Here is an 11021-nt window from a genome sequence, read left to right as displayed (position 1 = left end):
TCTGACCCCGAGCCCGGCCGACCCGGATTATGCCGACCAGCCCGCGAGATCACCCAGCATCAGCAAGGGCCCTCGACCCTCACGCGGCATAATCCGGCGGTCGACATAGGCCGACGACTTCGTCGTGCTCGTGCTCGTGCACGGCCAACGCGACGACGTGGAAATCCTGCGCGAGGCCGTCGCCCAGGTGCTGGCACCGTTGGGTCTGAAGCTGTCACCAGGCAAGACAACGGTCGTGCACATGTCCGACGGGTTCGACTTCCTCGGCTTCCGCATCCAGTGGAAACGCAAACGAGGGACGAACAAGTGGTATGTCTACACGTTCATCGCCGACCGGCCCTTTCGCGCGGTCAAGGCGAAGATCCGTGCTCTGACACACCGGGTCTCGCAGGCGAACATGGGGACCGTGATCACCAGGATCAATCAGATCCTGCGCGGCTGGACCAACTACTTCCGGCACGCCGTCTGCAAACACACCTTCAGCCGTCTGCGTCACTTTGTGAACTGGCGACTGATCCGGTGGCTGCGCAAACGGCATCGCTGGCGGTGGGGACAGTTCCGCCGCCGCTTCACCACCGCCAGCGGGCGGTGGCTGCCGTTCGCGGCCGACGGAGTCGAGGTGTTCAACCCAGGATCGGTGGCAGTTACCCGATACCGATACCGGGGCGGCACGATCCCGAACCCCTACCTGCGACCGAACCATGCCTGAGGGAACCGATCGTGGAGAGCCCGGTGCGTGGAGACACGCACGCCGGGTTCGGCGAGCGGCCCGGGGAAACGGATCGGCAGCAATGCCGACACCGCGTGTCGGGCCGACTCAACCAGCCTGAACTTCGGATTCCCACCGTGGCCCCTCGGTAGTCCTCGAGGTTGCGCACGGCGAGGTAGAGCACTTTCAGCGCGGCCTGCTCGGTCGGAAATTGGCCGCGGTTGCGGGTGACCTTGCGGAGCCGGGCGTTCATCGACTCGATCAGATTCGTCGTGTAGATGACCCGGCGGACCTGGGGCGGGAACGCCAGGAACGGCACGAACTCGGCCCAGTGCGAACGCCAGAGCCTCACGATCGTCGGATACCGCGTCGACCACTTCTCGGCGAAGGCGTCCAACGCGGTGTCGGCGGCCTGCTCGTCGACGGCGGTGTAGATGAGCCGCAGATCCTTGGTGAGCGCGCCCCAGTCCTTCTTCGAGGCATAGCGCAGCGATGCCCGGATCAGGTGCACCACGCATAGCTGCACCGTCGCCTGCGGCCAGATGACGCCGATCGCATCAGGCAAGCCAGTCAGTCCGTCGCAGCAGACGATGCACACGTCGGCGACCCCGCGGCTCTTGAGCTCGGAGAGCACGGTGAGCCAGAACTTCGACGATTCACCGGTCGAGGGCCCGACCCACAGCCCGAGCACGTTCTTCGCGCCCTCGCAGTCGATCCCGATCGCCAAATACACCGGCCGGTTCGCGACGACGCCGTCGCGGATCTTGACCATCAGCGCATCGAAGGGGGCACCTCCCTGCACGAAGCGCTTGGGGGCAACACCACCGGATAGACCCGATCCAGCGGACGGGACTGCCATTCCTGCAGCTCCTCGAGCACCGCGTCGGTCACCCGGCTGATCAGATCCGGGCTGACGTCCACGTCATACATCTCGCGTAGGTGCGCCCGGATGTCGCGGGTGGTCAGACCGCGCGCATAGAGCGCGATAATGCGGTCGTTGAACCCGTCGAGGCGGGTTTGGCCCTTGCGCACGATCTGCGGGCTGAAGCTGCCGGCGCGGTCGCGGGGCACCTCCAGGTCGATGCCGCCGATCTCGGTCAGCAACCGCTTGCCCGTGACGCCGTTGCGGCTGTTGCCCGACCCGCGGCCGGCCGGGTCGTGTTTCTCATAGCCCAGGTGCTGGGTCATCTCCTCAGTCAGCGCCCGCTCGAGGACCGCCTTGGTCACCTGGCTCAGCAGCCCGTCCGGGCCGAGCAGCTCGACGCCGTCGCTCTGCGCCCGAGCCAGCAGCTCATCGGCCAGCTCGGCATCGACCAGCGGCGGTCGATCCGCCGGCAGACGGTCAGACTTGCGGGGCACGATCTCAGTGTCTGTCATCGCGTGGTCCCTTCCGAGTCACTAGGACTCAGAGTCAGGCCACGTCACTTACACATTCGATCTGACACGCCCCCTGGCAGGGCGAGGACGGCGAGCGTGTTGAGATGATGTGGAGTAGCCCGAGGGTGGGGCAACTACGGATTGCCCCACCCTCCGGCCGCTCATTGGGTCAGGCTTGCTGTCCTCCCTCGACGACCCGGAGCGCGCCAGCACGACGCTTGACCGGTGGCGCTACGGTGAGCTGCTCGACGTCGGACAGTTCGTAGCCGTTATCGGCCAGGAAGGCGAAGTACCGGCCCATGTCCGGATCGTTGGCCCGCCACGTGTGCTTGCCGGTCGCGGCCTCGTAGGCGGCTAGGACGAACCCCAGCGCGATCACCTGGGCGCGGCCCTCGCTGGCCTTGGCCGCCATCGCGATCACAGCATCGCGCCTGGACCACCTGCACGCACATGCTGTGCTCTATTGGAATGCTGGACAGCGGCACGCCGCCGGCCTGCGCTAGCCGGTGCTGCTGGTCCTGGTCGAGCAGGTGCACGGCGGCGAACTGGCTGCCCGCGACGAACTGCGCCAACCGTGCGATTTCCTCCAAACCGAGGGAAGCCGCGCTGTTCAGGGACTGGTAGCGCTGCAAAGCCGCATGGCGTTGGGCGCCAAGAACTTTCGCGGAGGGCAGCGAAGGCTCCTTGGGCCGACGCCGCGGAGTTGCCTCCCGCGCGCTCACCGCAGCAGGGTCATGGCCGGCTCGGTCCCCGGCACGTACCGCGCCCCCGGGCCTTACTACGGCCGCGGTTTTCACGACTGGGTGAACGAGAGCACGGCGACACCATCGAACGCCGGACTACTGCTAGAAGGCGTGCCCCGAAGTCCCGGCGTTGCCATACCTACGCTGACAGCCGCAGGGCCGCCCCAGCTCGGGTGGACCCACGGGCGCTGTTGCCGCCGGCACGTTGCAGGCACAGGGCTCTCCTCTCGCTTCCGTGGGCACTTGAGCAAGCCTGTCCGGCCAGCACTTCACTTCGGCTTCGACCGCCTAGGTCGAAGACTTGAGGTGTCGAGCATCCTCATCTGCCGCAGATCGCGTGCGCCTAAAGCCGATGTTGCTTCTGATGGCACTGTGGAGACCTGTGCAGCACGGCGGCGGCCGGTTACGGTCAGTAGCCAGTACGGCCGTCGATCTCGCCTCGCGGAGAAGGTCCATGGCCGAGGTGGCGGGCGTACTCCTCGACGAGGTGGTTGAGGATTCAACGCAGGTTGACCTGCTTGCCCTTGCGCAGCCCGCAGACGGGTACGCCGGGTCGGTCCACGCCGCGGCGTGGGCGCGGGTGGTGACGATCTCTGCCTGGAACGCCGCGAGGTCGGTTGCCGCCGTCGCAGGGTCTATGTCGCCAAAGTCGCCGTCCCGGCTAACCGCGGTGCAGTAGTAGTCCGGGACGTGCTGCTCGTCGAGGAGCACGACGCGCAGCCAGTACCCCTCGACCTCCGTGAGGTGCCGGATGACCCCGATGAGGCTCATCGAGGACGGTGCAACGGCGCGATGCGTGAGCTGCTCGGTGTCCAGACCCCGGATCTTCAACAGGGCGCTCACGCTGCGCCAGCACGACCAGCAACTCCTCAACACAGGGAGCCGCTGGCACAACGGGAACTGCCGGATCGACCACGACAAGCACCTGCCTGCGGGGGGAAGTCGCAGTACGGACAGGTGAAGCGTCCCGCACCTCAGCCCAAGATCAACAAGCCACGCGGAAAGGAACCTGAACAGTTACCACAAGAGCCACAAATGCCGGTTCGATTCCAGCCCAGCATGCTGGGTCTGTGCCCCGCTGTGAATGTTTACCTTGGTCGGTCGGTATGGCCGGTGTCTGTTCGTGTCGGTGCCTGGCGCAATGCGCGCGGCAGGCAGCTCTCACCGCGTGCCGTCAGCGGTCACCAGGACCGCAGGCCACCCCGTCGTGGTTGCCGTCCAGCTGTGCTGGGTCCACGCCGGCTTTGTTCAGCGGGATGCCTCGGGACAGGACGGTGCGGACCTCGGCGCAGGTCCAGGGCATCTGCTGAACTGTCATCCCCATCTGGCCGGCGCTCGGTGGTGTGGTCGGCAGGCATTGCAGCCCGCGGCCGTACCCAATGGTGCACGCCCCGCTGCGATCACCTTGGCTCAGGAGCTGGTCAGGTGTCACCGCCGCGGCTTGCCCCAGCTTCACCTTGGAGGCTTGCGTTTTCGTGCCTTGGTTGACGCCATCGGCGTCGCTGTCCACGCCCTTACGCCCCTTGTCCATAAAGATCGGGTCCCCTGCGGCGTGACCGTGCCGTTCGCTCATCGCCTGCCCCAGGCTGCGGGGACCGGACGCTCCCGATGCGCTGCTCATCTCCAGCCCGATCACTGTCGTGACGGCTACCGCGATTCCTACTGCAGCGAGCAGTGGTGCCTTGCCTGGCATACGGCTGCCTTTCATCGGACGTTGATCCAGCGGGCGACGGAGGGCACGTTCTGGTTGCTCAGCACCGTGAGCATGTACGGGCCGGGCGGCAGCAGCGCGTGGTTGACGGGCACCGTGGCGGTGAAGGCGCCGTTGCTCCCGGTGATAGGCAGGTCGACCAGTCGGGAGTTGGTGTCGGTCTGGTGGGTCGCCGATCCCGGGCTCATGAGGGAGGCACTAACAATGGTCCCGGCGGTTTGCAGTGCGAAGGACTGCCCGTAGGTGGCGTCTGTCGCGGCGGCGGTGATCGTGGGCCGGGTGCCTGCGAACAAGTAAGGCGGTTCGTAGATCGATACCCGCAACTCGAATGAACCGTCGAGTGGGTTGGATCCCATCACGACTACCCGACCGTCCGGTAGCAGCAGGGACGAGGCGTGGTAGTTCCGGCCGACGGGGTCGGGGTCGACGCTGGTCCAGCTGTTGGCTTCCGGGTGGTAGATCGCGGCGGCGAAGACGTCGCCGGTGCGGTTGCCCGTGGCTCCGTTGGAGGCCAGCACCGTCCGGTCAGGCAGCGTCGTCAGGTTCAGGTAGAGCCGTCCCGGGCCTGGCAGGTCCGGACCGGGGGTGTAGGCGGGCGCCGCCGCGTTCATCCCGATGATGTCGACCTTGTTGGTGGGGGTCAGGTTCTGGTCCGCGTGCCCGCCGCCGGCGATCATGAACCGCTGGTTCTGCGCGGGCGGCAGCAGCACGGAACCTGCTTGGTCGCGCAGGTTGGCGTCGCGCAGCCCCGGCACGTCGGCGACGCCACCGGTCCGCCAGTTGTAGATGCTCGCGCCCGTGCCCGGCCTAGGACCCCCGAAGGTGTGGCCGCCGGCGTAGAACATCCGGCCGTCCGCCAGCAGGTACATGTGCGGGTAACCGCCCCAGTACTGGTTGTTCTGTGGGACCTCCGCATAGCCCTTCCAGCGGACCCCGGTCGAGTCGTACATCTCGGTGTCGACCGCGCCGGTGCCGTTCTCGTTCTGGCCTCCGGCCATCCACACGTCACCGTTTTCAAGCTTGGTGAGTGTGGGGTACCAGTGGCCCTGGATGCTGTCGTTGATCCGGGTGAACTGGTTGGTGGCCGGGTCGAAGATGAACGAAGCCTTGGCGCCCCGGTACAGGGTCGAGCCGTTGACGTTGGGGTAGCTGGTGGTGCCACCGACGATCAGCACCCGGCCGTCGGCGAGGGTCACGTGCCCCGCGCAGAACATGTCGCTCGGGGTCGGCACGTCCAGAAAGGTGTTGGTCGCGGGGTTCCACACCGAGCTCTTGAAGGTACCGGCCGCGAACGCGTTGGGGTCGTTGCCCGAACCGGCAATAAGCAACACGCGGCCGTCTCGTAGCAGCGTGCTGTGCACCGCGCGTACCGGCAGGGTGACCGAGGACGTCGTCCACCGCCCGACTGCAGCCAGGTTGCTCACGGCAGCGGTGTTGCGCACCAGGGAGTAGCCGGTGGTCAACAACACCCCGTTGCCTTCGCCGGCGACGCCGAACGAGATACGCGTGGTGCCGGCGGGTGGTGGCGGTACCGGCCGGCTCACCGGCGTCCAAGCGTTCACCGCCGGCAGGGTGGTGAGGGTCGTCCAGTACGACCAGCCGCTGCCGGCGGTAAAGGCGAACAGCGGCAACGACGTCCGCGGCATCGTCGTCTTGTAACTGACGCCCAGGGTGTAGCTCGCGGTCGGGTCGATGTCACCGACGCAGCCCGCCGTCGGAGGGCATGAGTTTGTCGTCGCCGTTGACGTAGCCGCTCTGCTCTATCCGCCAGGAACGACCCGTGGCGCCCGTCGGCACGTCGGTCGACACCGCTGCCGTGACGGTCCGCTGGCCCCAGCCGCCGTCGATGAAGCAGGTCGGGGTCGGCGCGCCGGCCGACAGGTCGGCGTTGCTGAGCAGGTTCGCTCCGGCGGGGGCGGGCGCCGGGGCGGCCGCCCCCGCGGCAGTGGCGGGGGCGTAGGAAGCCGACATCGAGGCGTTGCCGTACGCCTCGTAGTACTCCACGACCACGGTGTGCGCGCCGGCGGTCAGGGTGGTCGTGCCGGTGTAGGTCGTGGCTGCCTGGTCGTGCCAGCCGTCGACGACGGTCATCCCGTCCACCTTGATCCGCAGGCCGTCGTCACCGGTCGCGGTGAAGGTGTAACTGCCCGCGTTGAAGGTGTCGGTCCGTGTCCAGCGGGCCGAGAACTGATCTGCCGGCACTCCCGCCGCCGGGCTGCCAGCACCCCAGTCGAAGGCGACCGCCGCGTCGCACCGCGACACCAACGGCGTCCCCGCCAACGCCGTCCCGCCGAAGAAGTCCGCCGACCACTGCGTCGACGCACACGACGTGGCGGCGCTGGCCGCCCGTGGGGTCGTGGATCCCAGCGCTGCGAGCACGGCGACCACGACCGCCAGGACAAGCCCACTACTGCGTGCCTTCATACGAATCTGCGTCCCTGCGGGGCGTGGAGCGGTTCGACGTCAACCGAACCGGGCTGATTGGAGATTGGGGGCTTCATACCTGAGGTGGGTGTGAGCAACTCGCGGTGCTGACCTGTGGGGCTGGGGGTCGAGGCCTTCTGAGGATCGATAGCGACCAAGCTCTCAAACCGACTCGATGTAGGCCCGGGTGTACTTCATCCCCCGGGCCGGCGAGCATCTCGCTGTTCGAGAACGTCACCGGAGGCTGGCGGACCGAGTGGTCGCGGTAGATCGCGCGAGCTCAGGTCGAAACGATCAACCACGTGCAGTCCCATCCGGGCCCGGGTTAGGCCGTCCAACGGACGGCGGTCTCGCCATTCGCTCCCCGCACGGTCTGGCGACCGATCGTCTCCGTGCACCCGTGAGGTGTCGGTAAGGACCCTGCGGATCATCACGTCGTCGTGCCACACACGTAGGAAAGCCTACGTGCCCCGCCAAGCGTAGGCAAGCCACCGGTCCGGCGATACCGCCGTTCGGGTGAACCTGAACAAGGGCGTGTCTCCTATTGGGCTGCGGAGCCACAGGATGATGCTGCGTACGACAGCGCCGCCGCCGCCGCGGAAGATGACGGCGAGCAGTCGTAGCGGGTGGCCAGGCCGCGCTAATGCTTAGGCTGTGTGTAGGAACGCCTAACCGAGATCCCGCCAGTAGCGCAGTGATCTTGGACGGTGGGGCTTTAGATTCTGATGCCGGGTGTGCGGGGGCCGTCGACCGGGTGTCAGTGTCTCCGAGGTTCTTGCTCTCGTTGGGGCGGGATCTGATGGTCAGGTGGTGCGGCCAGGGCCCGTAGTCGGGCCAGTGCGGTGGGCAGCGTGGTGTGCCGGGGTGGTAGTCGCAGGGTCAGGCCGCGGGCGTGGCGGATGAGCTAGCCCCGCCCAGACCCAGACGCTGTTCCCGCCAGGATCAGCTGAGGGAAGGTGGTTGGGGCCTCCGCCGTGCTTGAGCTCACGGAAGCGTCCCTCGATCGCGGTGCGGTTGCCGAACCACGCTTCCAGCCCGAGTCGCCGTGGTGGGCGGGGACGTTGGTGACGATGAAGCTGACCGCCCAGACGTGCTCGGCGGCGCCGCCGAGGACGAGCGCGAGCTGGTCCTTCGCACGGTCTGGCGGCGCCGGGACCGCGGGTCGGCTGAGCTTGCCGACGCTGATCTTGACCCTGCGGATGATCGTATAGGTCCCATTGGGCCAGCCCGACGGCGTAGTCGCAGGCCGCCGGCCTGCGCACCGTGCATCCCGCGAGCGTCGCGCCAGTAAGCGTCGGGGACGGCCGCAAGTGCTCGCCACGCAGCAGAGTTGCGCTTCGCGGCGATCGCGAAGTCACACCCCAACCCGACTGCCGCGTGGGCGAGGCTGCCGTTGAAGTAGTCGGCCGGACCCGTGGCCGACGGCAGACCTGGGTTGGCATGGACGTCAGGGCCCGCGCCAGCAGCGCGCCAGCATCAGGGCGGACGTCGTCATTGTCGGGGGACTTACACCCCTGCCGAAGCCCAGTGTCGGTTCTCCAGCAGGCACACGCGGGTCAGCTGCGCGCAGGGTCGGGCAGGGGTGAGGCTGTCCGCAGCCGTCGCAACGACATTGGGCCCAGCGCGTGCCGCGATGTGGTCGATGCACGGCCCGTACCTGCCCTAACCCCAATACCGTTCAGTTAGGAGGGGACGCGGTAGTTGGGTGGCTGCTTCGGCTGGGGTCAGGCTGCATGGTGAGCGCGTTTGACGTGCCATTTGGGCATCTTGCGCTTGACGACACGCGGTGCCGTGCGTGCGCGGCGGGTCGGGTTGAGCCGGCCGAGCACGCGCTGGAGGAAGAGCAACCAGCCGGGACTGTCGCCTCCGTGCTGGTCAGGGGGGAAAAGCGCCCGGGTGGGCGAGGGTCTGCCTGGTGATTCGCAGTGCGGCGATGAAGCTGACCCGGTCGGGGTCGTGCCCGGAGTGGGTGGCTGCTTCGGTCATCAGGCAGCGGATCGCGTAGTGGCAGCACAGGTGTCCCCAGATTTCTTGGAGGACCAGGTCGGGAGACGTCGAGCGCAGCACGGTGCGTGGCCCGCGCTGGTGGGTCTTGAGCTCGTCGAAGGTCAGCTCGATCTCCCACCGTTGGGTGTAGGCCGCGGCGAGCTCGACCGCGGTGGCCTCGGCAGGGTCGGTCAGCGTGGTGAACAGCCGATAGCTGGTGGCGTTCTCGCGGCCGTCCTCGATCGTGTAGTCGATGACCCTGACCAGCATCGGCTCCTCGCGGCGGGCCGCCGCGGGCGTCGAGCGACGTAGGTGGGCCAGCCAGGAGCCGTCAGGCAGATCTTGGACGTGGATCGGTTTCGGGCCGGCCTTGTCGGTCCTGACCCGCCACAGCAAGCCCGCACCACTGCCTATGCCCTGCACCCCAGGGCATAGGAAAAGAACCCACGGTCGGCTGTGAGCAGCATCCCGGGCTCTAACCGGGCTAACAGATCCTCGGCCAAGCTCGCCTCTGACTGGCGGTAGGTTCCGACCTTCGCCGCGAACATCGCGTGCGTGCCGCACTCGGCCAATGCCACCATCCGGGCCTGCGGGAACGCCGCCTGCTCACCCTTGTTGACCCCGGGCCGACCGAAGTGCTCAGCGTTGGCAGCCGTGTCGGCGACATCGAGACAGGTGCCCTCGATCGCGACCAGCCGGCGCCCCGCCAGCCACACCCCCGGCGCGTCCTGTGCCCCGATCGGCTGCGCAACTCGCTCGAACAGCGCGGCTACCGGTTCGGACCCCAGCCGTGCCCGGGCCTGAAAGATCGCCGACTTGCTCGGCGGGCTGTACGTCTCTTGCCAGCCCGAGGCCCACGACAGCCCGTCGGTCAGCTGTGCGAGCACATCCTCATACGAGCCCTCGGAGTACAGCGCCATCCCGATCGAAAAGTAGGCCATCACCCGAGTCGGCAACGAGCGATGGCGCTGCTCTGTCCGGCCGACCTCGGCGACCACACTGTCGACCAGATCCGGCGGAAACACCCGGGTCAGCACCCCCACCGACACCAGGTCCGACAACCGGCGATCCGACTCACGCTTCACCCACCCGGCGCGAGGCATACCACCAAACTACACCGCTGTAAGCTTAACTGAACGGTATTGGCCCTAACCCGGGGCTTTCATGGAGCACTCTTCCGTTGATCAACGGAAGAGTGCTCCAGGCCAACGAGAATCGGAGATGTCGAGTCACCTAGTCCGCTGAGCTTGGAGCACCTTCAGGGTGAAGAATATCGGGTTGTATCCGCGTGTCCAGACCGACACGGCAGCGGCCAAGATCGTGTCGCAGGCCGGGGCGGTGTCGTTGGTGGAGACGGTCAGAGCTGCAGGCTTGGATCGCGTGCTTTCTGAGGCGCTGGCGCGGTGGCGCAAGCCCCTGGCCCGTCATGATCCGGGCAAGATCGTCACCGATCTGGCGCTGGCGTTGGCGGTGGGTGGTGACTGCTTGGCCGATGTGGCGGTGTTGCGCGCCGAGCCTTCGGTGTTCGGCCCGGTGGCCTCAGACCCGACGGTGTCTCGGCTGGTCGACACCCTTGCCGCCGACGCCGACCGGGCCTTGGCTGCGATCGATGCAGCGCGGGCGGTGGCACGGGCGCGGGTATGGGCCGCGGCCGGCCAGCACGCCCCGAACTATGCCGCTGACGCGGACAGTCCGGTGGTGATTGACGTCGACGCGACGTTGGTGACCTCGCATTCGGACAAGGAGTGGGCAGCGCCGACGTTCAAGAAAGGTTTCGGGTTCCATCCCTTGCTGGTGTTCGCCGACCACGGCGCCGGCGGGACCGGTGAGCCGCTTTCGGTCATGCTGAGAAAGGGAAACGCGGGGTCCAACACCGCGGCCGATCACATCGAGGTGCTGCGGCGGGCGTTCGCGCAGCTGCCCGGGTACAAGCCTGGGCGCCGGCCGGGACGGTCGGTGCTGGTCCGCGCCGACGGCGCGGGCGGCACCCATGAGTTCCTGTCCTGGCTGACCGGGCAGCGCGTCCAGTACTCGGTCGGGTTCACCCTGCCCGACACCTTCACGACCGAGT

Annotated in this window: 7 protein-coding genes and 2 pseudogenes; 2 read left to right on the top strand and 7 right to left on the bottom strand. The window is 67.4% G+C overall.

Translation table 11 applies throughout. The annotated features are described in order from the left end of the window. The first annotated feature begins 124 nt into the window (after window positions 1–124). Window positions 125–709 (top strand): group II intron maturase-specific domain-containing protein, encoded by a 585-nt coding sequence (locus RM423_RS23155; RefSeq protein WP_311425412.1) that lies wholly within the window; start codon window positions 125–127, stop codon window positions 707–709. 94 nt (window positions 710–803) lie between these two features. Here the strand turns inward: RM423_RS23155 and RM423_RS26080 are convergent. From RM423_RS26080 to RM423_RS23115, 7 genes and pseudogenes are all read right to left on the bottom strand, one after another. Continuing rightward, a pseudogene (locus tag RM423_RS26080) lies at window positions 804–2086 on the bottom strand (IS256 family transposase); the annotation flags it as partial. 169 nt (window positions 2087–2255) lie between these two features. Continuing rightward, a complete protein-coding gene (locus RM423_RS23140) occupies window positions 2256–2507 on the bottom strand; it encodes a hypothetical protein (protein WP_311425409.1) in 252 nt (83 codons plus the stop codon). Between the two features lie 610 nt (window positions 2508–3117). Continuing rightward, window positions 3118–3672, bottom strand: coding sequence for a mycothiol transferase (locus tag RM423_RS23135; RefSeq protein WP_311425408.1), 555 nt, complete (start codon window positions 3670–3672; stop codon window positions 3118–3120). Window positions 3673–4003: 331 nt separating this feature from the next. Then, the gene (locus RM423_RS23130) at window positions 4004–4537 is read right to left on the bottom strand and encodes an excalibur calcium-binding domain-containing protein (RefSeq protein WP_311425407.1); all 534 of its coding nucleotides are present in this window, start codon (window positions 4535–4537) and stop codon (window positions 4004–4006) included. Continuing rightward, a complete protein-coding gene (locus RM423_RS23125; protein ID WP_311425406.1) occupies window positions 4534–6186 on the bottom strand; it encodes a galactose oxidase early set domain-containing protein in 1653 nt (550 codons plus the stop codon). The genes RM423_RS23130 and RM423_RS23125 overlap by 4 nt, the downstream gene beginning before the upstream one ends. Window positions 6187–6235: 49 nt before the next feature. Further along, on the bottom strand, window positions 6236–6964 hold the full coding sequence (locus tag RM423_RS23120; RefSeq protein ID WP_311425405.1) for a PA14 domain-containing protein: 729 nt from the start codon (window positions 6962–6964) through the stop codon (window positions 6236–6238). Between the two features lie 1875 nt (window positions 6965–8839). Continuing rightward, window positions 8840–10053, bottom strand: a pseudogene (locus RM423_RS23115) (IS4 family transposase). A gap of 160 nt (window positions 10054–10213) precedes the next feature. On the opposite strand from RM423_RS23115, the gene RM423_RS23110 reads away from it, so the two are divergent. Further along, on the top strand, window positions 10214–11021 hold an 808-nt coding region (locus RM423_RS23110), incomplete at its 3' end, for an IS1380 family transposase (RefSeq protein WP_311425404.1).

Source organism: Jatrophihabitans lederbergiae, assembly GCF_031845305.1.
In the GTDB taxonomy this organism is placed as follows: domain Bacteria; phylum Actinomycetota; class Actinomycetes; order Mycobacteriales; family Jatrophihabitantaceae; genus Jatrophihabitans_A; species Jatrophihabitans_A lederbergiae.
This window is presented reverse-complemented; position numbering and strand designations above follow the sequence as displayed.